21 protein-coding genes and 1 pseudogene are annotated in these 22,960 nt (G+C 53.0%); 9 read left to right on the top strand and 13 right to left on the bottom strand.

The window, feature by feature from the left end; all coding sequences use genetic code 11:
- The first annotated feature begins 202 nt into the window (after nucleotides 1-202).
- Entirely contained in the window at nucleotides 203-502 is a 300-nt protein-coding gene (locus tag J2Y56_RS14710; RefSeq protein ID WP_310350952.1) for a hypothetical protein, read from the top strand.
- Nucleotides 503-556: 54 nt separating this feature from the next.
- On the opposite strand, the gene J2Y56_RS14705 is transcribed toward J2Y56_RS14710, so the two are convergent.
- Nucleotides 557-1,960, bottom strand: coding sequence for a DUF1254 domain-containing protein (locus tag J2Y56_RS14705; protein ID WP_310350950.1), 1,404 nt, complete (start codon nucleotides 1,958-1,960; stop codon nucleotides 557-559).
- A gap of 195 nt (nucleotides 1,961-2,155) precedes the next feature.
- Between J2Y56_RS14705 and J2Y56_RS14700 the strand changes: the two genes are divergently transcribed.
- Nucleotides 2,156-2,629: a hypothetical protein gene (locus J2Y56_RS14700; protein ID WP_007943693.1), complete on the top strand. Its 474-nt coding sequence runs from the start codon at nucleotides 2,156-2,158 to the stop codon at nucleotides 2,627-2,629.
- Between the two features lie 51 nt (nucleotides 2,630-2,680).
- Nucleotides 2,681-3,655: an alpha/beta hydrolase gene (locus tag J2Y56_RS14695; protein ID WP_310335690.1), complete on the top strand. Its 975-nt coding sequence runs from the start codon at nucleotides 2,681-2,683 to the stop codon at nucleotides 3,653-3,655.
- On the opposite strand, the gene J2Y56_RS14690 is transcribed toward J2Y56_RS14695, so the two are convergent.
- Nucleotides 3,656-5,386, bottom strand: coding sequence for a L,D-transpeptidase family protein (locus J2Y56_RS14690; protein ID WP_310350946.1), 1,731 nt, complete (start codon nucleotides 5,384-5,386; stop codon nucleotides 3,656-3,658).
- 81 nt (nucleotides 5,387-5,467) lie between these two features.
- On the opposite strand from J2Y56_RS14690, the gene J2Y56_RS14685 reads away from it, so the two are divergent.
- Together J2Y56_RS14685 and J2Y56_RS14680 are read left to right on the top strand one after the other, a co-directional pair.
- A complete protein-coding gene (locus tag J2Y56_RS14685; protein ID WP_007943688.1) occupies nucleotides 5,468-6,172 on the top strand; it encodes a murein L,D-transpeptidase catalytic domain family protein in 705 nt (234 codons plus the stop codon).
- A 204-nt stretch (nucleotides 6,173-6,376) separates the two neighbouring features.
- Nucleotides 6,377-7,162 (top strand): transporter substrate-binding domain-containing protein, encoded by a 786-nt coding sequence (locus tag J2Y56_RS14680; RefSeq protein WP_007943687.1) that lies wholly within the window; start codon nucleotides 6,377-6,379, stop codon nucleotides 7,160-7,162.
- A 105-nt stretch (nucleotides 7,163-7,267) separates the two neighbouring features.
- Here J2Y56_RS14680 and J2Y56_RS14675 read toward each other — a convergent pair whose 3' ends face one another.
- The gene (locus J2Y56_RS14675; RefSeq protein WP_310335687.1) at nucleotides 7,268-7,486 is read right to left on the bottom strand and encodes a hypothetical protein; all 219 of its coding nucleotides are present in this window, start codon (nucleotides 7,484-7,486) and stop codon (nucleotides 7,268-7,270) included.
- 1,646 nt (nucleotides 7,487-9,132) lie between these two features.
- Here J2Y56_RS14675 and J2Y56_RS14670 point away from each other — a divergent pair.
- The 4 genes from J2Y56_RS14670 to J2Y56_RS14655 all read left to right on the top strand — a co-directional run bounded on the left by J2Y56_RS14670 (nucleotide 9,133) and on the right by J2Y56_RS14655 (nucleotide 13,671).
- Nucleotides 9,133-10,143 (top strand): glycosyltransferase family 2 protein, encoded by a 1,011-nt coding sequence (locus tag J2Y56_RS14670; protein ID WP_310350944.1) that lies wholly within the window; start codon nucleotides 9,133-9,135, stop codon nucleotides 10,141-10,143.
- A 108-nt stretch (nucleotides 10,144-10,251) separates the two neighbouring features.
- Nucleotides 10,252-10,593 carry a 4-amino-4-deoxy-L-arabinose-phospho-UDP flippase gene (locus J2Y56_RS14665; RefSeq protein ID WP_310350942.1) on the top strand — a complete coding sequence of 114 codons (342 nt, stop codon included), beginning with the start codon at nucleotides 10,252-10,254 and terminating at the stop codon, nucleotides 10,591-10,593.
- Between the two features lie 141 nt (nucleotides 10,594-10,734).
- The gene (locus J2Y56_RS14660) at nucleotides 10,735-12,786 is read left to right on the top strand and encodes a DUF6077 domain-containing protein (RefSeq protein ID WP_310350939.1); all 2,052 of its coding nucleotides are present in this window, start codon (nucleotides 10,735-10,737) and stop codon (nucleotides 12,784-12,786) included.
- A gap of 30 nt (nucleotides 12,787-12,816) precedes the next feature.
- Nucleotides 12,817-13,671, top strand: a complete 855-nt coding sequence (locus J2Y56_RS14655; RefSeq protein WP_310350936.1) for a class I SAM-dependent methyltransferase — start codon at nucleotides 12,817-12,819, stop codon at nucleotides 13,669-13,671.
- Between the two features lie 358 nt (nucleotides 13,672-14,029).
- On the opposite strand, the gene J2Y56_RS14650 is transcribed toward J2Y56_RS14655, so the two are convergent.
- From J2Y56_RS14650 to J2Y56_RS14605, 10 genes and pseudogenes are all read right to left on the bottom strand, one after another.
- On the bottom strand, nucleotides 14,030-15,511 hold the full coding sequence (locus tag J2Y56_RS14650) for a hypothetical protein (RefSeq protein WP_310350933.1): 1,482 nt from the start codon (nucleotides 15,509-15,511) through the stop codon (nucleotides 14,030-14,032).
- Between the two features lie 82 nt (nucleotides 15,512-15,593).
- Nucleotides 15,594-16,037: a hypothetical protein gene (locus J2Y56_RS28470; RefSeq protein WP_405046858.1), complete on the bottom strand. Its 444-nt coding sequence runs from the start codon at nucleotides 16,035-16,037 to the stop codon at nucleotides 15,594-15,596.
- Between the two features lie 19 nt (nucleotides 16,038-16,056).
- Nucleotides 16,057-16,599, bottom strand: a complete 543-nt coding sequence (locus J2Y56_RS14640; RefSeq protein WP_310350931.1) for a lysis protein — start codon at nucleotides 16,597-16,599, stop codon at nucleotides 16,057-16,059.
- Nucleotides 16,581-17,144 carry a glycoside hydrolase family 19 protein gene (locus J2Y56_RS14635; RefSeq protein ID WP_310350928.1) on the bottom strand — a complete coding sequence of 188 codons (564 nt, stop codon included), beginning with the start codon at nucleotides 17,142-17,144 and terminating at the stop codon, nucleotides 16,581-16,583. Before J2Y56_RS14635 ends, J2Y56_RS14640 begins: the two co-directional genes overlap by 19 nt.
- Nucleotides 17,145-17,195: 51 nt before the next feature.
- Nucleotides 17,196-18,245, bottom strand: coding sequence for a contractile injection system protein, VgrG/Pvc8 family (locus J2Y56_RS14630; RefSeq protein ID WP_310350927.1), 1,050 nt, complete (start codon nucleotides 18,243-18,245; stop codon nucleotides 17,196-17,198).
- Between the two features lie 57 nt (nucleotides 18,246-18,302).
- On the bottom strand, nucleotides 18,303-18,509 hold the full coding sequence (locus J2Y56_RS14625; protein WP_310350925.1) for a tail protein X: 207 nt from the start codon (nucleotides 18,507-18,509) through the stop codon (nucleotides 18,303-18,305).
- Nucleotides 18,484-19,329: a phage tail protein gene (locus J2Y56_RS14620; protein ID WP_310350923.1), complete on the bottom strand. Its 846-nt coding sequence runs from the start codon at nucleotides 19,327-19,329 to the stop codon at nucleotides 18,484-18,486. Before J2Y56_RS14620 ends, J2Y56_RS14625 begins: the two co-directional genes overlap by 26 nt.
- Before the next feature lie 12 nt (nucleotides 19,330-19,341).
- Complete coding sequence (locus J2Y56_RS14615; RefSeq protein WP_310350921.1) at nucleotides 19,342-22,206, bottom strand: phage tail tape measure protein; 2,865 nt, start codon at nucleotides 22,204-22,206, stop codon at nucleotides 19,342-19,344.
- Between the two features lie 151 nt (nucleotides 22,207-22,357).
- Nucleotides 22,358-22,669: a phage tail assembly protein gene (locus tag J2Y56_RS14610; RefSeq protein ID WP_310350966.1), complete on the bottom strand. Its 312-nt coding sequence runs from the start codon at nucleotides 22,667-22,669 to the stop codon at nucleotides 22,358-22,360.
- Nucleotides 22,667-22,957 (bottom strand): annotated as a pseudogene (locus tag J2Y56_RS14605) (phage tail assembly protein); the annotation flags it as partial. The pseudogene J2Y56_RS14605 and the gene J2Y56_RS14610, both read right to left, overlap by 3 nt.
- Between the last annotated feature and the right edge of the window lie 3 nt (nucleotides 22,958-22,960).

The raw sequence follows: 22,960 nt of genomic DNA, 5'->3' as shown, positions 1-22,960 counted from the left end.
ATTGGCGGTATCCAGTTCTGACCCAAGCGAGCGACGACAGTTGCTGTGGTAAACGCAGCAGGCGATTAAAGGAGTTGGAGAGAGCCCCACCATCGAATGGGGCCATTGTTTGAAGTCACTGACCACTTGTCATCCAGATGGCACCAACCGCTCTGCTCTTGGCACCAACATCAGGTAACGACTCATCTTTTGGAGACGGGCCATGATGACCATAAAACTCACTTCGCTGTTACTGGCCGGCTTGCTATGCGCTGCCTCGGCGACCACGTTTGCAATGTCCAACGATGGAGCGGACACGAAAGGCACCCAGTCCGGTGCAACCAGTGCGCCAACCCCACCACCCGACAACACTCCCGGCACGCCTTCAGCCGGTAACAATTCTGACTCGGGTGGCGGAACCGGCACCAATGGTGGGGTCAATAGTTCGGGCTCCGGCACGGGCGGCGGCACCGGGCCGGCCGGCGGAGGAACGGGAAGTGCCGGGGGTGGTACCGGTAGCTGAACGAATCAAAGCAGGCCATGAAACAGTTCATGGCCTGCCTTCGCTACCCGATCATCACAGTCGTTTGACCGCGGGCGGGCTCCACTTACCGGTCAACGCCTCAGATTTCGGACCGTATAAACGCATGGTCAAGTTGAACGCACCTTTGGGTGCGGGAAGCCAATTGGCCTCAAGGTCTTTGCCGGGGCTTTCATTCTGGAAATAAATATCCAGCGAGCCGTCGGCATTTGTCTTGAAGGGCATCCAGCTGCTCACCGCAAAGCGGTTGAGTGTATTGCCTACCTGGAACCCTTCCGGATCGTACAACGTGATCGACCAGAAAGCGTTCACCGGCGGCGCTTTGCCCTTATCGAAATGCAGTACGTACTTGTTGGCCCCATCGAGCGGCTTGCCTTGGTCATCACCCATGTTCAGCGGATAAATGGCATCCTCGGGCAAGTTAGCGCCCAACCCGACCTGCGCCACGATCGCGCGCTTGAGGTAGTAGTTGCCATAGACGCCCATGGTGTCGGTGTTCATCGACCAGCCGTTGACCACTGGAGCGAGCGTGGCGACCTTCCATTTCATCAGCGTTTGCGCTTCATCCGGCACGGTCTGCAGCGCGGCTTTAATCGCCGGATCCAGCGTCTCGATGCTGAACGATTTGCCCACCTCGATACCGATGCGTTGAATCTGCGCCAGAATCGGCTGGTCGGTGAGATGAGGCGGATTCGTTTTGAGCAACTCGGCGGCATAGGCAAAGTAATTGGCCGCCGACATCGTATCGACCTGAATCTTCGGCGGCGTTTTCATGTCCACCGTCGGGTCGATTTTCACCGTGACCGGCTCAGCTTTTTTACCCAGCAGCGATAACGGCGTCACGGTGTAACCCGCCTGAATGGCGTGCACTGCCGCGTAGTCGGCCTCCCCGTCAGTCTTGGTCCGACCGATGATCCAGACAAAAGGCGTCGGTGCCGGCAAATGGCTTAATCCAGCTGGCACTGTTCCGGTCCAGCCCGGTGGTGTCACCAGAAACTGACTGGCTTGGGTGCCGGTTGTGCGCCAACCGGGCGACGCGAAAACGTCGCTCCACATGTCGAGCATCGGCAACAGATAAAAGCGTCCAGCCGTGTCCGGCGCGGAGATCACCAAGGGTTCCTTGGTCAAGTCGAGCCAGGCGATGGAATACAACGTATCGAAGTTGGACCGCACCACTCCTCTGAAACTCGCGGGTGGGTACTGCGGCACACTCACAAACATGTTCATCGGGCCCTTACCGAACTCCTTGCCGGGTTCGATATTGGTGAACTGCTTGCGGGTGATGTCCATGGTCAATAGCGGGTAAAAATACAGGTAAGCCTCAACGCCGATGGCATGCGCCTCTTCGGGCGTGACTTTCGGCTGAGCCTGGCTGGCCAGGGGAAAAACGGCGGCGGCAAGAGTTAGAGCAACGGCTGTCAATGCTTGAGTAATCAACATTTAGGCGATCGTCCTTGCGATGGGGAGCGCTGCCGGGGCCGGCAGAGCTAACGGAACTCTAGACGATCGATTCAGTAAGAACTGACAGGCGCCCGACCGTTTGTCGGGGTGGTGCAGGGTTGTATATGACGCAAGGCAAAACCCGATAACGCTGAAGGAGCTAACATTACTCTTACATCATGATAAGGAATCGACATGAGTAAGGCAGACGAGCTCGCCACGAAGCTGAAACACACAGGGGTTACCCGCGCCGAACAGGCGATCGACAGCTGGCCGAGCCAGGTTTACGAACTGTATCGCCAGATCGAGCACTGGCTGTTGCCGATGACGCAGGTCGGTCTTGTAGTGCGGCACAATCCCACCCACGTATTCGAGAGCGATCCGGAGGGGGAAACGTTCGACTATGCCATTGACCAGCTGGTGATCGAAGGCAATCTCAACACCCTGACTTTCGACCCGGTCGCGCGTTTCACTGCGGATGGCGAGGGACGTATAGAGATTCATTCCAAAGGCCAAGAGCTCGCATTACTGCGTACTGTCGGCGAGCATGGCGAAACGCATTGGTGGTTACAGGTCATTGAGCAAGCCGAACAACAACTGGATGCGGTTGCGCTGACGGAGAACAATCTGCTTTCGGTGGTGCAGGAAGGTTTGAAGCTTGAAGACTAACGTTCTATTCGAACTTTGACTGTACTCGACCGACAGCACAGGACAACAAGCATGGACAGTTTTGTTTTGGGCACGCGCGCCAAGGTTGCTGGTCAGAACAGATTTGGTAATCGCACCGGCGCCGTTTCATATTTGAAAGTGCCCAGTAGCGCCGCCGAACCCACCCCTTCAGATCAGGTAAGCACCGTCAAACAGTGGTTGGACCTGATCGTCCAACAAGCCAATCCTCCGGGCACCAAACCCGGAAAAGAACTGGATATTGTTTTTTTCGTTCATGGCTACAACACCGATTCAAAAGAAGCACTCAAGCGCCAGCGACTGGTCGAGAGCGAACTGAAAAAACGCAAATACAACTGCATGGTGATCGGCTTCGACTGGCCCAGTGCAGGCAGCGCTGAACTGTATCTGTATGACCGCTCCGAAGCCCAGGAAGCCGCCACGCTGTTAGTCACCGGCGGCATCATCCCGTTTGCCAACTACACGCTAAAAGACTGCCCCATAAACATCCACATCATGGCCCATTCCATGGGCGCCTTCGTGGTGCGAGAGGCGGTGCGCTCGGTCGATAAAACCCGCAATGCGGAGCTGGCCAATGACTGGCGCATCGGTCAGCTGGTGTTGTTTGCGGCGGATATCTCCTCCGAGTGCTTTGAGCTCAACAACTCGGACATGATTCCAATCTTCAATCACTGCGGCCGACTGACCAACTATTTCAGTGGTTACGATGAAGCGCTGGCCGTTTCAAATGTCAAAAACATAGACATCAGCTCACGCGTCGGACGCGTTGGTATGCCAGTTGAAACGCCGGCGCACGAAAAGGCCGTCGACGTCGATTGCGGACCGCGTTACAAGACTGTCCCCAAAAGAAAATTCAAGATCATCGACGGCATGATTTCCCACTCCTGGTACCTGGAGGATCCGGTCTGGTACGACGATCTCGCCTATACCCTGCAAGGCCAAATAGACCGCGACTCCATCCCTACCCGGATCTGGGTCAGTAAAAATGACTTCATCTTGAAAACCTGACTACCCGCCCGCCCGCAACGCCGCATGAAGGTCCAGCACCGGCAATGGCGAAGGCCGGTTCAGCGCCCGCAACACGGGCGCATCGTAGCCATAAACATCCGGCTTGAATGCCACTCGCCCGTCACTCTCCAGATCCACTGTCCAGTACGCCAACAGCACCGGCACTTTTACTGGAAGCGAGATGTTCTGGGTCTTGCCGTTGGCCAATTGTTTTTGAATGCCGGCGCTGTTCCATTTGACCGGGTCGTTGAACAACAACTCCACCAGTTGCAGAGGGTTCTCTACGCGGATGCAGCCCGAACTGGTCGCGCGCACAGTTTTGGCAAATAACTCGCGGTGCGGTGTGTCGTGGAGGTAAATCGCATAGTCGTTAGGGAAACGGATCACCACCTGACCCAACGAGCTGTCAGGCCCGGCATCCTGGCGCAGGGTGAGCCCGCGCGGATTGCTCCAGTCAACGGATGACGGGTCGAGCACATTGCCTTCGCGATCAAGTACGCGTATCCGGTTGTTGGCCAGGTAGCCTGGATTCGCTCGAACTTTTGGCAGCACGTCTTCCTTGAGGATCGTCGGCGGTACAGTCCAGGTCGGGTTAAACGTGATGTAGGTGATCTGCGCCTGAAAAATCGGTGTATTGCGCGCCGCTTTACCCACCTGCACCCGAGATCGCCAGATCCGTTGGCCATCGCGGTACATCGCCACCTTATAGCCGGCGATATCGACGATAACGAAAGTGCCCTGCAGTTTATAAAGCAGCCAGCGCGCCCGCTCCATGTTAACCCGCACCTGGTCGATGCGCGCCTCAACAGGCACATTCAGTGCCGCCAATGTCGTCGCCCCCGCCACACCATCCGCGCCCAGATATTGCTCAGTCTGATACTTCTTCACCGCAGCTGTGACAGCGCCGTCGTACTTCGTGCCGCGGCCCAATCGCGGATCAAGAAAACCTGCCGCGACCATCCTCGCGCGCAACTGTGCGACCGCAGGTTCGTCCATGCCGGGTTTGAGCGAATAATCCACACCGACTTTCGGCCAACCGCCTCTGTCCCGAACTGCGCGCAGTTGCGCCAATGCCTGACGCAAACTGACGTACACCGCTTCTTGCGGCGGCGCCTGAGCAAAAGCGCTTGCCACGTCGTGATTATCGAGTGCCGCGAAGAAGGCATTGAAGTCATCACGGGGATCGACGCCGTTCGAATCAAAGTTCCAGTGGTTGTCGAGCCGAGAAGGATCGACCTTGCCGCGCCGCAAGTGTTGCAACGCGGTAAGAAACGTATGGGTGGTTGCGATATCAAACGCTGCCCGCTGCTCAGTCGTGGCGTTCAAGGCCAGTACCGAAGGCTGTGTCCGGACAATTTCTTCAATATGGAAATCCGCCGGGTTCAAACCGTCGGCCTGCGTAGCGTTCAAGCTTTTGATCAACTGCTCGACATCACTGTCATTCGTCCACGCGGCGCGATAGGCACGATGGGTATAAAAATCCATGACCAGTCGGCTGACATCCACCCGCCGATTGCGCTTTGCAGTGAGCAATGGTGGAAACGCGGTTTTCATCGGCGCGAGCGTGGCCTGAATCGTTTGAGCGACGTTGTCGTCCGGTGCGGCGTCCATAACGGTGCTCGGCGCAGTTACCGGCTCAATCGGCGAAGTTTCGGCGATCGCTACACCGCTGATCAGAAAGCCCATAAAAAATATGCGGCTTATGACGAATAACCTTGTTAATTGCACCATAGATAATCCTTAATCCCCCGCATTGACCAGCTAGCTTCCCATGCACTGCTAGACTCGAACTTAACATGATGAGACATCTATATGGCGTTACTACGTTTTGGCCTACCCATCGCGGCCCTGTTACTGACTGCAATGTCCGTACCATCAGCTTACGCCGATTCGCTTGCCGCCGCCCTCGTCAAAGCAGCGCCCACTGCCGACGCCAAGGTCATTGACCTGGCGGTCCGCGCTTCCAAATGCAGCATCGCTCAAGGCAAAGCCCCTGTCCAAAGGCTTGCGGTCATCGACTATTCCCTGCCTTCGACCGAACAACGGTTGTGGGTGTTCGATCTGAAGAAACGCAAGTTACTGTTCCATGAACTGGTGGCGCACGGGCGCAACACCGGCGAGAACATGGCCGTGAACTTCTCCAATAAAAACGAAAGCTTCGCCACCAGTCTTGGCTTGTACCGCACGCAGTCAAGTTATGTCGGGCAAAACGGCTATTCGCTGCGCATGGAAGGCCTGGAACCGGGTTTCAACGACAATGCATTTGACCGGGCGATCGTGATTCACGGCGCACCGTATGTCAGCCCGATGCTGGCCCGTGTGAATGGTCGGATCGGCAGAAGCCTCGGTTGCCCGGCAGTCAGGCCGGCGATTGCGCATCGGCTGATTGACTCGATGAAAGATGGGCAGCTGTTATTTTCCTACTACCCGGATCAGCGTTGGTTGAAGACTTCTTCTTACATCAATTGCGGAAGTGAGACCGTCGCATCGGCGTCCAAACCAACTATCCGCAAGTAAATACCACGTCCCCTCCCAGTCTTCGATAAGGCTGCGGTCATTACTTTCGCCGTCAACGCCATGTTGACGGGCCGGGTACAACGGCATGCACTCCAACACTTCATTGTTCCACCCCTCGAACGCGTATTAGTGTTTATTATCCGTTCTTGGACGGCTCTGCATTACTGCTTAGCCGATGAGATTCCATCAAAAAGTCCGAGAACAATGAAGAATATAAAAAGCACAATGATGCTCGGTGGTTTGCTCGTTCTATCGTCTGGCGTACAGGCAGAACCCTCGCATCTGGATAGCGTCGTTCAGCAAGGCCAACTTCGCGTGTGCACCACAGGCGACTACAAACCCTACACTTACAAAGCCGAGAACGGTGAATACTCAGGCATCGACATCGCCATGGCCCAGTCACTGGCGGACAGCCTGGGCGTCAAGACTGAATGGGTACAGACCACCTGGAAAACCCTGATGCCCGACATGCTGGCGGGTAAGTGCGACATCGGCATGGGAGGGATTTCGGTCACACTGGAACGCCAGAAAAAAGCCTTCTTCAGCACCACCCTGGACGTCGATGGCAAGGTCCCGCTGGTGCGCTGCGAAGATCAGGCGCTGTACCAAACCGTCGATCAAATTAACCAGCCCTTAGTGCGCCTGGTTGAACCGGCGGGTGGTACGAACGAGGCATTTGTCCACGCCTTCCTGCCCAAGGCGCAACTGAGCCTTCACGACAATGTGACCATCTTTCAGGAACTGCTGGACAAGAAGGCTGACGTGATGATTACCGATGCGTCGGAAGCGCTGTACCAGCAGAAACTCAAACCCGGCTTGTGTGCGGTGAACCCAAGTCAGTTTATGCAGTATGGAGAAAAGGCGTACCTGCTACCGCGCGATGACATCACCTGGAAATTGTATGTCGATCAGTGGCTGCACCTGGCCAAGGTGACGGGAAAATATCAAAAAGTACTGAGCCAATGGATAGCGACGCCCGAGGCTAAATAGCCCATGTAGCAACTGGCGAAGCCTGCGTCCGACTGCGCAGCAGTCGCCACCCCGAACCACTAGGCACTTCAGGCAAAACGCAAAGCGGCGGAAACACTTCCGCCGTTAATCGCCGTGCAACAAACCCGAACTGTACTCGCCTAAGCTGTTGCCGAGCGCACTGCCATGGAAATTCATCTTACTGGGGTTGTTGGTGGGGACTGGGCCAAAGCCGGCAGACGGGAGGGTGGCTTCCGAGTAATCGCTATGGGGGCTCACACCCGAACAGGCGCTCAACAGCAACGCACCACCGATTAGCACGACTTTGATGAGTTTCGAGATCATTTTTCAGTTCCCTGTGGGATTGAAGTGCGGTGATACGAGATTGAGTCGTCATCCTAGGCTGCAGATACGACGGGCATCATGAAACGTTGCGAGGCGACAGCGATGGTTCAGCTACTGAGGTTTTTGGAGGTAAAAAAAGGCGCTCAACATACCGCTTTGCAGGCTGATGATTCGACGTGAGGGAGCAAAGCGCAATATATCCCTACTTGGCTGCCCAATTGATCCGTAGTCATTCGGCTCGCCTCAACCCAACAGACCCATTCCTGATAAACTCCCACCTTTCGCCCCACCGATTCCAGACCCCTAATGCCCCCAATCACCGCCACACCCGCCCCGCTCTCCCGCCGCTTTTCCGTCGCACCGATGATGGATTGGGCGTAGCACTGCCCCAACGCCCCAGTCAGACTGGCTGATCTGCTAAAACCTCTTCACTTTGTAGCAATTTTTAAGCAAGCCGTAATAACTGTCTGACAGGGGCACTACCGGTACTGTGCTTGTACTTTTTCTCGAAAGGAGTCGAAACCATGTCAGGTGAATATTCTCTGTCGGATGTGCTGCAGAGGATCTATCAAAACCGGCTTGCTTTGGAGGCGGTCGTGATGGAGCTGACGCTTCAAGTTGAATAGCAGGGTTGGGCTGAGGAGGGAAAAAATATCTGGGCGCTCCTACTAGCCTACCGCCGAGGGCTGTTCACTGGCGTGAAGAACAGAGTTCATGGCTCTACTGAGTCATAAACATTCGAAATTCGGCGACGTCGTCGCGATACCAATTTCCAACTTCGGATCAGATGCTTTTTGCCGGACGCTTACGGAAATTTTGCGCAGGAGCGCAATTTTCGTTCCAGTCCTGACTGTCAAACCCGGTCCAGTACGTTTTCCACACAGTCTGGGTCGATTGTGGTCTATCTGTATGACATTGGTAAGGATAGGAATTCAAACCCCTTCAGGTGTCTCTGGGGTCCGCTCTACGCCATCAAATACAACGATTTCTTCCACGCATGTGGCGTGCCCAGGCCTACCGCGGCGCCTTGAGTTTGCCCCAAACCTTTTACACCTAAGTAGAGCTAACAGATAGACGAAGATTTACCCTGGCAGTCGGTTAATGCCTTGCCCCTTTGACCGATGAATGGTCACGGGGATCTCAAAATCGCGCTCCCACGTCACTGGCGAACAGTTCCACGCCAGAAAAGATTCGAAGTCTTTTTACAGACGCGGCTTGCGGTAGGTGTTCAAGTACCTGGCTCAACCACGTATAGTGTTTTTGGCCATTGGCATTGGCAGTTTTGGCCAAAGCTTTCGACCTACGCTCTGGCAGCGTGCCCCCCTAGGCGTGTCGCTGAAGAGCCAGCTTTTTTGCAACCGTAAAGCGGCTTGGGCTTGGCTTCAACTGGTAATATCCAATCAACCAAAAACGCTTGGAGCCTGTGTTATTTTTCACACAATTGATCACCTGTTGAAGGTTTAACCTATCAATACCAATGCTGTTTACCAGGGTCGGCCCACTACTTTCATCAGCAGTATACGAGAACCAGAACTCATGGAGAAGAGCCCCAACTGCCATGATTGACCACTAGAAACCACCTTATTATTACAATATAAAATACTAGAAAGAAGCCACTAAAAAATTAGCCACCATGGTAAGCCCGAATGTACTTTAACTCTAAAGTCGCAGTTGTGATTCCTAGTTACAAGGTAAGAAACCACATTTTAAGCGTAATTGAGGCGATCGGTGCAGAAGTTAGCCTAATTTATGTGATTGATGATTGTTGTCCAGACGGAACGGGGGATTTCGTAGAAAGCAATTGTCATGACGAGCGCCTTATAGTGATTCGTCACAATGAAAATCAAGGCGTTGGTGGCGCTGTAATGACGGGATACCGAGCGGCAATAGATGAAGATGCAGACATCATCGTCAAAGTGGACGGTGACGGCCAGATGGATCCACGACTGATACCTAGTCTAATCTCTCCGATCATTGATGGCAGAGCTGACTACACTAAGGGAAATCGTTTTTTTGATCTAGAAGAAATTCGGGCAATGCCTAAATTGCGTTTATTCGGTAATGCGGCTCTATCCTTTATCACCAAGCTATCATCTGGATACTGGAATTTATTCGATCCAACCAATGGTTTTACTGCAATCCACAAAGATGTAGCGAAAAGCTTGCCATTTAACAAAATAAGTCATCGATATTTTTTCGAAACAGACATGCTGTTTCGATTAAACACACTACGCGCTGTAGTTGTAGACATTCCGATGGATGCGAAATATGGAGAAGAGATAAGCAACCTTAAAATATCTAAAATAATAGGTGAATTTGCTATTAAACACACTCGAAATTTTGCCAAAAGAATATTTTACAACTATTACTTGAGAGACATGTCTCTTGCCTCTATTGAACTTCCGCTTGGTTTGAGCTTTTTTGTGTTCGGACTCATATTCGGTAGTTATCAATGGATAAACTCTATAAGCACAGGCCTACCTTCATCGGCGGGGACAGTAATGCTATCAGCTTTGCCCATTATTATTGGACTACAACTTACACTGGCATTTTTGGGGTACGACATAAGCTCCGTTCCAAATAGCCCACTGCAACAACTCAGAAGAAACCCTAACCCTAACCCTAAGAAAAATAATGGAGCGCAAAATGCACAATAAACATAAGACGTGTCTTGAACATAGGAAAAGAATTTTTGAAGTTTATGACGAGCCATACTATTTGAGCCGACTCCAGTCATTTGTCACGCATAAAAAAGAGACAACAAAATGACTGCCTATCTGGTTGCACTTTTATGCGTTTTAGGCCTGGCCACTGGGCAGTTTCTATTTAAACTTACATCAATAGCACTTGCTTCAACCGGGACTTTATTCTCAGTAAAATCTGCTCTGCCATTCATTTCCGCCATGGCTATTTATGGCGTCACATCCATTGCATGGGTTTGGGTATTACAGAAGATTGAGCTTGGCCGAGTATACCCAATGATGGCATTGGCCTTCGTCTTTGTGCCGCTGGGCAGCCATTTTATTTTTGGCGAGCGTTTTCAGGCACAGTATTTTATTGGATTAGTAATGATCGTAGTGGGCATCATTATTACCATTAGAGGCTAGACCAATTGAATATCAAAACACTCAAATATAATTGAGCACAGATTTTATCTTCAAAATCCATAGTTCATATGCTGCTAGCCACAAACTATTCCCACAAGCTTTTTTTCACTTATGGACAATACTTCTAACTGGACACCCCCTATGGCCAATGAAGCTTACAAAGTTAATAGCACCAGCCTCGATGCAAAAGAAAGCAACTCAGACACACAGCCCACACTTTTCAATGATCCCGGCGAGATGATTCTACGAAAAATAATTTCTACTTTCCTGATTGCTTTTGCTGGATGGACCATCTCAGCGCAAGCTTGTGTTTTGCTTGGCTGGAATTTAAAAAATCTTCTGACCCTCGCGCCCCTGGCAATTCTCACGTTATTTTTAGCATACTTTTTTTTACCGAGAACCCACCAAACCAATTCACCAAATACAACTACCGAACTTAAGCAATACAACCCCTACCAAAAATACCTCCCCCAACTTACAACAATAATTCTTCTTATATTGCCAGCAGTCCTATACTGGTCATGGTCAGCATTTTGGACTCTTGCTATATCTTTATTAACAATTACTCTCATTTCACCAGAATCAAAAACACAATCAAAACTTCTAATCACAACTAAAACAGAGAGCAAATACTCCCCCCTAATAATCCTACTAATTTCAATTACGGCAATCATACTTTCTTACGCAGTTTCGAGAAACGACTTGGATGACTCATTTTATGTTGCTATCGCAGCTTTTTCATCGTCAAATCCAGAGCAAAGCCTTCTTGCAGGTGACCCGATGCTCGGAGAACCTGGACTACCATTAATACTCCCAAGTTACCGCTTCTCTTCATTTGAATTACTTTCTGGCGCTTTTTCCTATTTATTTTCAATCCCTTCAATGGATGCTTACTATATTTACCTATTACCTATATGGGTTATTGTAAGCATAGCTGCAACCTTTCTTTTAACAAGAGAGCTAATCCCTGGTAGTTGGATTTTAGCCGGCCTCATAACATTTCTACTTACTTTACTACTCGGAGAAATGCATCGTAGCGCAGCAAATTTTTCATACGTCCGCCTTTTTCAAGGAAAATCTGTTTTTCTATCAGTTATTGTTCCAGCTATTTTCTACCTTACGGCGCGTTTTTTTTCAAAACGAGGAACTACTACTGATTTGTTTTTACTGGCGTGCTGTCAAGTAGCAGCGATCGGGTTAACTAACTTTGGAATGCTCGCTGGTCCAATTGCAGGATTTGGAGCTTTAGCGTCTAACATTCCACTGGCGCTAAAAAGCGCAAAGAGTAAATCTTACTACGTACTAGCTATTTTATTTATTCCTTTTCCTTATTTGATCAATATTGCCCTGCAACTTAAGGGCTCGCCAGTTATGAATTTGGGGACTGAGACAGCAGAGGGTGTATGGACTTCTGTATTTGGAGCCCACCAGCAATACTTGGTAGGAATTCTGCTTTTGGCCGGCCCAGTTTTGGCTAAAGACACGATAACAAAATGGAGATTAGCTGTTCCTCCTTTTATATTTTTTACAATCTACCTTAATCCGTGGTTATCCGATTTCATATCGCGATACGTAACAACCCCTCCAGTTTATTGGCGAGTTGTTTGGTCTTTTCCAATCTTGGTTTTTTCTGCAGTATCTTTCTGCATGATTGCAACCGAGCTATTTAAACAAAAGCCTTACCGATTGCTTGTTGCACCACTATCTGTAATTGTACTGTTCTTGACATTTTACTCAATCCCATTCAATACACTTCGCTCGGACAACATCGGAAAAATTGACAGCTTTGCAGCATGGAAAATTTCAAGCCCCGATCTTCTAGTTGCCCAGAAAGCCGTTGCTATGGATCAAGGAAATGGAATGTTGCTCGCACCAGATGAAATAGCTGGTATCATTTCAAGATTTGAAAAGCATCCACGACTCGTGAGTACACGAGGGCCATATTTAGATCTTTTGAGGCCAGCTATTGGAGATGAAAACTATGAGAGAAGGCGCGTCTTGTATGATTTTGTGACAGGTAAAATCGAAGGGGATGGTGGACGTGTACGAGCCACACTCCAATCAATAAAAATTTCATCAATCATACTAAATTCAAACAATGAAAACACATTAACTATTGATCTTTTAAGCAAAGAAAAATTCAAGAAGCAAGATGCGATTAATGGCTATTCTTTTTGGATAAAACAAAATTAGTTGATAGCCAATAGTGCTATAAGGGCGCACATGAACAACAACTGTCCAGTCTGCAATGGAATTCTTGCGTCAGGGATCCAACCCTGGCATTTCGAGTGCGTAACTTGTTGTTACGAGAAAGCTGACCTTCAACCGACAATTAATGACTCGTCGTCGCACGAGCTTATTAACGAGACAGAAAGAGAAACAGGTCTTCGTGAGGTTAGGATTAGCAACTTCAACAAGTTACTACGTATCATCTCCAAGCTTAAACCTACAGGGGGAACCCTAGTGGATGTTGGCTGTGCACATGGCTGGTTTGTAGAAGCCGCCATGAAGAAGTTTGATGTGCTTGGCGTCGAGCCAGACGAAGTGGTATTTAAATCTACCGCTGCGAAAGGTCTTCCAGTGCGCAGAGGTTACTTTCCTGACGCGCTTGAAGCTTCTGAAACTTTCGATGTGGTTGTATTCAATGATGTGATTGAGCACATACCAAGTATAGACAACGTGCTGACGGCATGTCATGCGCGCTTGAATGAAGGCGGCCTGTTAGTCCTTAACTTGCCAAGCAGCGACGGGATTTTTTACAAGCTATCTAGGCTTTTTTGTAGGATAGGTAAGTTCGGGTTCTTCGAAAGGCTCTGGCAGAAGGATCTTCCCTCGCCACACGTTCACTATTTTAACAATAAAAATCTTTCGGACCTACTGAAAAAGCAAAACTTCGCTGTGATCAAGTCCGGAATGCTCCCTACTCTTGGACTACAAGGTCTTTACACTAGAATTTCCTATACCGGGAAGCAGGGAATGATCTCCAGGGTTTTCATTTATTGCGCGATCGCCATTTCTTTGCCGATTTTGCGGCTCCTGCCCAGTGACATCATCTATATCGTCGCCAAAAAGACTTAGGCTAGGTTGTAGCTACGCTACTTATAGTTCTGAGATCTTTGTTTCCGAAAGGAAGATACGACGCTGGGTCGCGGTAGGAATGGCAGTCACCTTACCCATCAGGATAGCTATCGCACTTAAGAGTTATCTGAAAAACTTATCGTGGAGGGAAGCAAAAAAAGATTGCCGCGGAGAACTAATCTAATGAAAATCCCCATTACTTAAAATTCTGCGTATGCAATCCATAACCCCACTCTCTAAGAAGCGAATTTTATGGATTGCATACAGCTAACCGAGTCAACGTCGTAAGCGAATCGGCAGGCCACTTACTCCACCCAATGGTGAAGAAATAGACTTGGAATAATATTAGCTTGGCACTTCACTGAAGATTTTCATGATGCGTAGGCTGAATGCTTTTCTGTGCTGCCTCCATTGGAGCATGTGACTCCCTACCAGGGGCGAGTCGATACATTGCAAGCATTGCTGATGACGCAAGTAGTATTTGAATTATTGTATAAGTAGGAATGGCATATCGTATATGTGCATGCATCCCGGAACTTAATGCGAAAAGGGCAGAGTTTGTGAAAATCGTCGACAATATGATTAATACTGTCAAATAATTCTCTTTACATAATTTATAGATACTAACTTGCGTACTGAAAAACCATACAACAAGCAATCCAACCGCTATAAATTGAATCAGCCCAATAATGAGGTATATTTTTGTAGTCAGTGGACGAAGCATCTCCATTCGCTCAATGGTCCACGATGTTCCGGCTGATTTCGGAAGAATATTATATGCTTCAAGTGGAAACTGCAGATTTGGCAGAGAGTATTTTGTAAAATCGAAGAGCGTATTCGTCGCCACTTGCAATGGAAAATATTTAATTGTCGCTAGGGTTACCGCATCTATCGTTTTCTTGCCATCTGCCTTAGCTAGTTCGCGTGTTAGCAGTGGAAACACATAATTATTGTGAGAATCGAACAACTCCGCATCAGCCATCGTAATGTGGGACTTAACTGCATCAGACAGATATGGGTATACTTCTGTCAAGCGCGGCCATACAACCCTATTGAAAGCCATGCTAGAAAAATCTAGGGGTGGCCGCTGGGAGTTATAAACAGTGGTGGTATTCTTGATAGCTATTGCTGACCCAACAGAAACAACTAGCAATAACAAACCGACCAATAATTTGTAGATACTTGATTTGTTTTTTCTCGAAAGGCACAGAGCACAAAGCGCAAGTAAAAAAACCGCTATAGATAGATAAAGTTTATCTACCCGCAGAGTAGACAATAGAGTGAGTGTCAATGCTGCAATTAAGGAGTTAATAAAAAACCTCTTTACTGTTGCCTCCTTGGCGCACGCCCGGATAAGCGCGGCGGAAAATATTACGGTGAATGAGGCTGCTAAGGAATCTGTTAGCACAGACATGCAAAAATGAGCGATCAATGGATTTAAAGTTACCGATATCGCTACTACAAGTGATACCACCTTAGCGAAAGGCCTGTTACGCAATATAAGAGTACACAAAGAAAAAGCAGCTATCAACGCTAAAAATAACTGCATTGCGTATATCAACACCTGAGGGGTTGTTGCAAAGATCTCAGACAATATTGAGGCGACTCTTATTATTGCCGGATAAAAAACCCCACGATATTGATCGACAACCAGGGTTTTTGAAAGCGCAAAATATTCTGGTGTATCCCCATATACCGGAATAAAGTTGAAGTTCCGACATATCCAAAGAACTCCAATTACGGCGTTAGCGAGTAGCGAAAAAACAACTAGTACCGATAACGTAATGCCTAGCTTATTTTTCAATGACCGAGACTCAGTAGGAATTACTGATAAAATCATTGGGATGCTCCATTTTTTTTGATCGTATATTAAATCATGTTAGGCCCCTTAGAAGTAAGCCCTTGCTTAGAGACAACACCAATCACCGCGCAGCAACTGCTTCAGATCCTTCCAAACGCTGGAGAATCAGCCGGCGGTCGAAAAGATCTGCGTTAGTTTGCATGGCGGCGGTAAAGAACTCCCCCGTCCCGACGCGACGGCGGCCGGTCGCTTTGATTGGCTGTAATTTCAGTAGGTAAGCCGACCTCAATTCGGCAGTCAGCACATGAAGAACAGCAGCGGCACCGTCAGCAAAAACTTCAACATAGCACATGAGGTGGGAAGAGCAGAATGGGGCGATCGGCGCCAGGCGGCGTTTGCAGCTCATCCAAGGGAAGATGGGTGTAGACATAAATAGCAAGAGCTTTACTTTATTTATATATAAACAAAATCTAGGCTTGCCGCGCTTTGTGCACGGAGCAAGAGCCTTGGCTGGACTTGCAGTGCCAATCTGCAGGGATGGCGGTTGGGTTTGATGTTTACGCATCCATCCCGACCGCTCTTTTTCACTTTGGTGTTGAAACTTCTTTGGCATAGGCCTGGCAGGCCGCCAAGGCGATCAGTCCTTGGTCGCCTACATCGGTGATGCCGATAATTCGTTGAGCATGCGCTGGGTCAAGTTCTGCTCTTGTGGCGCCATGAACCACGCCGCCGGTGGCGGTGGGGGTTGGCACTGTACTGCTGCCGCCGGCAGCGGTGGCGTCGAGAAGGACTGACAGGCGCAGATCAGCAGTGGCAAGACGGTCGCGCAGGCGACCTTGATCACGTAGGGCATCGCTCAGGGCTCGGTAATGGGTTTGTTCACTGGTTGAAAGCCGCTGCTCCAGGGCCAGACGTTTGCTCTGCTCTGCACGCAGTTGCTCGGCCGAGGCCAAGGTCATCTGGTTGAGGGTGTCGGTCTGCAGGCGGGACTGTTCGGCGAGTTGTTGGCCGCAGCGCCAGTCCTGGACCTGCCAAGCCAGCGCGGCAGCACCAGCAGCGACTGCGGCCAGCGACCCACCAACAGCCAACATTCGATACGGTGCCGGGATCAGTTCGACAAGACGCATAACACCGCCCTCGCCCGCTCCCACAGCTGCAGCCGATCCGCCAGGCCATTCAGCCCGCCATTAATCTTGCGGGTGATCGCCTCGAATTCGCTCCGATCCGCCAGCGCGTTCAGTTCACGTATCCACCAGAACCATGCGGCTGACTCGGCAGCCCATTGCGGTTGCTCGAGCAATTCAGGCGTGCGCAGCAGGCGCTCGTCACCGAACAGCGCCAGGCTACAGCGCAGGTAGTTGCTGTGACCGGTGATCTGAATCAGGCCCCGTCCGCGATAACGCTGACCATCACCATCCGCTTCCGGAGTATTACCCAGCTTCGCCGCCAGATTGCCGGTGTCATATTTGCTCAGGTACTGATCGCCGCCCAGTTCACGTACGTACTGCAGTTGACCCGATTCGTGCCCGACCTGCGCGAGGAACGCCGCTTGGCGTTTGGGCGTGTTTATTTGTCGGTGGATCATCGCTGCGTTTAACGCGGATACAAAAACACCCGCTTGGCGGCGGGCGTTTGGCATGATGCGCAGTAGCTGTTGTTCGGTTAACGGCATGGGTCAATCTCCTGTTCTGTCTGCCGGTGGCACTCTGATGACGGTTGTGCCTTATGGATTCAGCGCCACCACCTTCAGGTCTTGCGGTTGTTTTTTCTTCTTGCCTTTGGCCTTGGCTTTGCCCTGCTTGCCGCCATTGCACTCCACAGTGGTCGACCATCCGGACTGGGTGAAAATCTGTTCGACCGAGTCGGACAGGTACTCACCGTCGAGACCTTCCTTGAAGCCCTGGGCATTGATCGGTCGCTCGGCGAAAATATCCGTGCGCCCGGGCATCTCCAGACGCACGTCGGCGCCGGAACGATTGAACGCTGCCAGCCGCGCCTTGGCCGCCGCCTCGGCGGCGGTTTTGTTGGGGTAGATATGTCGGTCGGTATGCACCGCCGGCAGACCGTCGGGCACGTCATCGTTGTCCAGGGAGACCACCACCAGCTTCCCGTTTTTCTTATCCTGATGTTTGGTCGCCACGGCCTTGTGGGCATTGCGATCCCCGAGCCGAAACTGCCAACGACTGACATCGCTGCGCGTCAGGGTGACAGCACCAAAGGTCTTGCCGCTTGCGCTCTGACCGCCTTGGCGCGGCATTACCAACAGCTTGCCTTCGGCCACCTTAGCCATGCAGTCGTACTGCTTGGCCAGCCGGGTTAGGAAATTGAAGTCGGACTCGTTGAGCTGGTCTGCCCGGAGCACCTTAGTCGCCAACGAACAGCCCGGTTGCCAGCCGTTGCGCGTGGCAATATCCGCCACAATGGTCGACAGCGGCACGTTTTCCCAACTGCCACTGCGAATGGTCTTGCCCGTGCCGCGCATATCACTGGCCTTCCCCTTGATCACCAATGTGTCCGGTGGTCCCGAGACCTCGATCTCATCCACCACGTACCGTCCCATGCGGGTCAGCGACGTTTCGGCGTAACCGAGATAGACCTCGATGGCACTGCCGCGTGACGGCAAACTCACCTGGCCATCGCGATCATCGATGCGTAACTCAAACTCATCGGACTCCATCCCGGGCTTGTCCAGGGTGCGTAACTGGATCAGCCGATCATTGATCAGCACTGTGATATCAGCGCCATTGGCGACGATGCGAAAAATTGGGGTCATGGAGTGTGCTCAAAAGAAAACCCGCACAAGGCGGGTTTAAGTTGGTCGTGGTCTGTCTCAGTCCCACAGGGTGATCCCCTCCTCAGAAGGGCGTAGCAGATCCGGCAGCGTGATTACCACACCAGCCCGATAGGGTTGCGGCTCATCGGCCAATCCCTGGTTGGCATCCAGCACGGCCTCGACACTGCCCGTCAGGTGGCCATAAAAGTTATGGCAAATGGTGTCCAGCAGATCTCCGTTAGATGTTCTGCATGTCGTCGCCATAGCGCACAAACTCCAGAGTGAATCCTTGTTTACGTGGAATACCGCCGTGCATCAGCGCGCCCTGCTCCTCCGCGATATTCTTCAGACACCAAGTGCCCAACACCTCGCCATAACCCGTGGTTAGGGTTAACGGTTTCAGCTGAGCACCGATGCTGCGCAGGGTATTAAGTTGCTTAAGCCCACCTTTGAAGCCGGGGTAGATCGCGCCTTTCAGGGTTATTTTCTCTTCGCCGATACCAACCGCCTGCTGCGCTGGCCGGCGCGACAGGCGCTCTTGCGAAGCCCAGCGAAACTCGGTCGAACGCGTCAGTTCATCGAAAGCAGCGGTGTCCAGGTTGAAGTAGTACGGTTGGGCTTTGGGGACTTGCGGCTGAATGATCAGCAGGTGCGGGAACGGCTTCACCGCTTCCGGCGCCGGCGTAGCATCGGTGGCAAAAGTGCTGGTGGGCACGATGTTGGATAACGATGGGCTGACCTGGCCGGCGATTTTGTTGATCGCCGTCGACGCTTTACCCGCCTGTTCCTTCAGCGTGCCCATGCGTTCCTGCACCTCGGCAGCGGCTCGAGTGGCCCGCCCGTAGGTAGCCACCACCTGCCCGACCTTAGCCTGCGCCGCACCTACGCCCCGCATCACCCGCTGCAGCTTGGCGCCGATTTCCGGCCCAACGAAGGGGATGTTTTCCAGCTCGGACGCGGCTCCGGTGATTTCGCTGATCGCACCGTTGACCGGGCCCAGCATGCCGTCCGCACTCCGACGTCCCGCCTCCCCGGCTTCGACCAGGTACTTGAGACCGGCCTCCAGCTGTTCCATGTAGGTCATGGGTTCTCCTTCTTACAAATGGGGCTCATCGAACAAACGGTTCGACGCGTTCTGTTTCGCGGCGTCAGCCATCATCCGCTGCATGTGCGGCATCAAGTCCTGGGCCAGGCGTTGTGGATCTTTCACATCCCCTTGCACCGTGACCGGCATACTCAAGGAGTACTGAAACTGCTGATCCACTTTGGTCGGCGCCGGTTTTTCTGGCCCTTTGGGCTGGATCACCATCGCCGGTTTAACCGGTGCCGGAGTGGCCAACGCACGTGCGACATCGCCTAAGGCTGGGTTAGATGGCGCGGCGGCGGTCGCCATCAGCAACGCGCCGGACTCGTTCGTCCCGTTGAAGGAACGCCCCATGCTGGCCAAGCTGGGGACCACCGGCCCCGGCCGAGGCGCCTTCAGTAACGGTGTAGCTGGCGTCGCTGGCTTTTCGCCCTCGCCACCAAACCACGACTTGCCCGCCACTCCACCCAATGCAGTCCCGCCCATGCTGCCCAGGTACGCACCGACCATGCCGCCAATTGCGGTACCAATGATGGGCACCACCGAACCGATAGCCGCCCCGGCAGCAGCACCGGCCATGGTGCCTGCCAGCGAACCCGCTGCCGCACCGTAGCCTTCGGCCTTTTCATCCTGGTTTTTGGCATTTTTGTAGGTGTCAAATGCCATGCTACCGGCTTCCAGCAGCGATCCGCCCGGGATCACCTTGCCCAGTTTGCCGACCTTCCCTATTGTTCCCGCCAAGCCCCCAACCTTGGCCAACACACCGCCGGTTGGCGGCAGTGGCACGGCTGGACGCAGCGCTGGAACCGGCGACTTTGGCGCGGGGACCGCTGGACGTGATGGACCTCCCGGTCGTGGCGGCACGGCAGACCGACGCCGCCGCAATGAATTACGGGCGGCACCGCGACCACGTCGCCGATTCTCGACAGGTCCACCGCCGCCTATGGCCACGGAGTTCACCACAAACACTTTCCTGACGGCGCCGTCTTCAAGGCCAGCTTGCACATCACCGTCGACGGTGGCTTCTTTGGCGAGCGACACCACCTTGAGGCCAGTCGACACCAAGTCAAATCCGCCGGCTTTCTTTCCCGCCTGTCCATCAGCCGCATCATTGGCCTCGGGCATGCCCTTGATGGCCGCCACCGCCTTCAACCCAGTCTCGACCAGGGATAAGGCCTTACCCGTTTTGCTTTTGGGTTCGGCAACCTGGCCGGTGACGTCGCCCTCCAACGAGTTGGTGACGAAGCCTTTCTGCACCTCGCCGGACTTGCCTTTGCCCTGCGTCCCGCGCGCCAGGTTGAGCAATCCTTTACCGATCTTGAACGAGCTGAAAGCTGTCTGCAGCGCGAGTAAACCGCCCCCTACCGCCGCAATGCCGGTGACCACGCCCGGCGAGCTGTCCGCCAGCACGGTGATGCCTTTGGTCAATTTGCTCAGGCCTTCGGCCACGGAATCCGTCACCGGCCGCAAGGCATCGCCAACGCTGCGCATGGCATCGTCCATCGACTGTGCCATTTCGGCCCACTTCTGCGCCGACGACTCACGCCGCTCGCTGAGGTTTTTATCGAGGATGCCCGACGCTTCGCGCGAGTCGCTTTTCAACTGGCTGTACAGCGCCTTGTTCTGCAGGAACGCCGAGAGCGCGGCCTTGACCTGCATGTCGGCGAACAGGTCGCCGGTACGCAAGGCCTCCTCTAGCGAAGCCATCATCGCTTTGGCTTTTTCCGGATCCGCTTCCTGGCTGATTTTCGAGGTGGCTTCGGCCATCAGTAACGCCCGTTTCGGGTCGGTGGTCTGAATGTACTTCTGCGCCAACGCCATGCTCGATTCCAGCGTCGACAGGCCGCTCTGCAAACCGGTTTGCATCGAGCCCTTGTAGTCGATGCCAGCCTTTTTGTAGGCCTCCACCGTGTCGGTTGAGCCGATCTTGCCCATCCAGTTTTTCAGATTGTTCGCCGCCTCATCGGCGCCGCCGGCGGTTTTCATCTGCACCTGCAGCATCGCGCCCAATTGCGTCACCGCGGCGATGCCAGTTATGTTGAGGTTGCCCATGTTCGACAGCAGCTCAGGAAACCAGCGGGCCATGTCGACCGCCTCGAAGCTGCCGGCCTGCCCCTGAAAGGCAATCGCTTCGAGTGCCTGCTGCATCTGTTTGGCATCAGTGATCTTGGCGTTTTGCCCCAGCGCATTGATCATCTTCGCCGTGTCGGCGCCGTTCGAGCCCTGGCCCACGGCAAACTTGGCCGCCACCGGCGCATACTCCAACGCCTTGGCCAGGTCCATCCCGGCCCCCACCAACTGGTTGACCACGTCGGCGACTTCATTACGTGCCATGCCGGTGTCGCGCGAAGTCTCGATGATCTTCTGCGACATCTGCTTTTCTTTCGGATCGTTGGCAATGCCAGCCTTGATTGCGATGTCGCGAACGATGGCCCCGAAGTCCGCGCTGACCTTTGTCGCAATACCCACCGTTGCCACACCGGCCACGGCCTGCCCCACCGTGCTTTTCATCCCGGCCTTGCCGGCATCGACTTGCTGATAGCCCTTGGCTTTGAATTCAGCCTTGTTCGCTGCTTGGCCCAGGGACCGGTATGCCTTATCCAGACGACCGACTTCGACACCCTGCTTTTTCAGGCTGTCGAGGTTGGAGTTCAAGCGACCCAACAGCTTGGACGCCCCGGCGGCGCCGCTGTCGTGGGCTTTTTTCCATTCATCGCGCAGGCGGATAGTGTCGCCAATCGTGCGCTGCAGCACGCGCGCCTTATTGCCTTCCGCTTCTAGGCGCTTGATACGCCCCGTCACCTCATTGAACGCTGTGCCGACCGTAGGACTGACGGCACCACCGATCACCAACCCGAGGGAGAGTTTGTTTGCCATGTCATGGCTCCCCTGTGCAGAGCATTACCGGAAAGCGGCTCAATCCGTGAGCCACCAAACCATCTCGGAAAACGGCATCGACTGAATCTCGGCGGCGGAAAAACCCGTGTCCGCCGCGAGGCGTTTCGCCACCATCTTCATCACCCCCGGATCAAACCCCGTCGTCTTGCTCCAGACGAAAATAGCCGGCCTGCAGACGGTTGTAGTCCACCACTTTCAGGCCCTCCAGATCGGAGATAGCAGCGCCGGCCAGCTCGGCGAACAACATCAGCTCGCGCTGCTCATCATCACCACCTGCCGCACGATCAGCCGCCCGCACGTCGCGCACGGTCGGCGAGCGCAGGGTCAGCTTGTCGATCAGCACACTGTTGATCTCGCTCGGGCGTGACAAGCTAACGACGGCGTTTTCGGCGGTGACCGACAGCCACGCTGGGAGCGATTTCGAATAGTCGGCGTGCGGCACCAGCTGGGAATAGGCCGCTTGGAGGCGGCGGTAGTCCACCACTTTCAAGCCCTCCAGATCCTTGAGGCCCGCCTCGGCCAAGCTGGCGAACAGCTGCAGCTCGCGCAGTTCATCGTCGTCACCGGCCGCCCGATCGGCGGCACGGACCTCGCGCACCAGTGGCGCGCGCAGCCTCAACGTATCGACCTTCACGCCGTTGACCTCGCTCGGTCGCGAGAGGGCAATCAACGCGCTGTCGGTGTTGATCGCCAGCCAGCCCGGCAGCTTTTTGTCAGTTCCCGTGGTCATCCT

The sequence above is a fragment of the Pseudomonas sp. BE134 genome, from assembly GCF_031456105.1.
Lineage (GTDB): Bacteria > Pseudomonadota > Gammaproteobacteria > Pseudomonadales > Pseudomonadaceae > Aquipseudomonas.
Note: the sequence above shows the minus strand (reverse complement) of the source record. Positions and strands in the feature narration are given on the sequence as shown.

What these genes read in the sequence shown, in the direction of transcription:
- J2Y56_RS14615 (WP_310350921.1), bottom strand. Translation starts at nt 22,206, where the DNA reads ATGGCAAACAAACTCTCCCTCGGGTTGGTGATCGGTGGTGCCGTCAGT.
- J2Y56_RS14705 (WP_310350950.1), bottom strand. Translation starts at nt 1,960, where the DNA reads ATGTTGATTACTCAAGCATTGACAGCCGTTGCTCTAACTCTTGCCGCC.
- J2Y56_RS14655 (WP_310350936.1), top strand. Translation starts at nt 12,817, where the DNA reads ATGAACAACAACTGTCCAGTCTGCAATGGAATTCTTGCGTCAGGGATC.
- J2Y56_RS14665 (WP_310350942.1), top strand. Translation starts at nt 10,252, where the DNA reads ATGACTGCCTATCTGGTTGCACTTTTATGCGTTTTAGGCCTGGCCACT.
- J2Y56_RS14675 (WP_310335687.1), bottom strand. Translation starts at nt 7,486, where the DNA reads ATGATCTCGAAACTCATCAAAGTCGTGCTAATCGGTGGTGCGTTGCTG.
- J2Y56_RS14670 (WP_310350944.1), top strand. Translation starts at nt 9,133, where the DNA reads ATGTACTTTAACTCTAAAGTCGCAGTTGTGATTCCTAGTTACAAGGTA.
- J2Y56_RS14650 (WP_310350933.1), bottom strand. Translation starts at nt 15,511, where the DNA reads ATGATTTTATCAGTAATTCCTACTGAGTCTCGGTCATTGAAAAATAAG.
- J2Y56_RS14700 (WP_007943693.1), top strand. Translation starts at nt 2,156, where the DNA reads ATGAGTAAGGCAGACGAGCTCGCCACGAAGCTGAAACACACAGGGGTT.
- J2Y56_RS14685 (WP_007943688.1), top strand. Translation starts at nt 5,468, where the DNA reads ATGGCGTTACTACGTTTTGGCCTACCCATCGCGGCCCTGTTACTGACT.
- J2Y56_RS14710 (WP_310350952.1), top strand. Translation starts at nt 203, where the DNA reads ATGATGACCATAAAACTCACTTCGCTGTTACTGGCCGGCTTGCTATGC.
- J2Y56_RS14620 (WP_310350923.1), bottom strand. Translation starts at nt 19,329, where the DNA reads ATGACCTACATGGAACAGCTGGAGGCCGGTCTCAAGTACCTGGTCGAA.
- J2Y56_RS14630 (WP_310350927.1), bottom strand. Translation starts at nt 18,245, where the DNA reads ATGACCCCAATTTTTCGCATCGTCGCCAATGGCGCTGATATCACAGTG.
- J2Y56_RS14640 (WP_310350931.1), bottom strand. Translation starts at nt 16,599, where the DNA reads ATGCGTCTTGTCGAACTGATCCCGGCACCGTATCGAATGTTGGCTGTT.
- J2Y56_RS14680 (WP_007943687.1), top strand. Translation starts at nt 6,377, where the DNA reads ATGAAGAATATAAAAAGCACAATGATGCTCGGTGGTTTGCTCGTTCTA.
- J2Y56_RS28470 (WP_405046858.1), bottom strand. Translation starts at nt 16,037, where the DNA reads ATGCGTAAACATCAAACCCAACCGCCATCCCTGCAGATTGGCACTGCA.
- J2Y56_RS14695 (WP_310335690.1), top strand. Translation starts at nt 2,681, where the DNA reads ATGGACAGTTTTGTTTTGGGCACGCGCGCCAAGGTTGCTGGTCAGAAC.
- J2Y56_RS14690 (WP_310350946.1), bottom strand. Translation starts at nt 5,386, where the DNA reads ATGGTGCAATTAACAAGGTTATTCGTCATAAGCCGCATATTTTTTATG.
- J2Y56_RS14625 (WP_310350925.1), bottom strand. Translation starts at nt 18,509, where the DNA reads ATGGCGACGACATGCAGAACATCTAACGGAGATCTGCTGGACACCATT.
- J2Y56_RS14635 (WP_310350928.1), bottom strand. Translation starts at nt 17,144, where the DNA reads ATGCCGTTAACCGAACAACAGCTACTGCGCATCATGCCAAACGCCCGC.
- J2Y56_RS14660 (WP_310350939.1), top strand. Translation starts at nt 10,735, where the DNA reads ATGGCCAATGAAGCTTACAAAGTTAATAGCACCAGCCTCGATGCAAAA.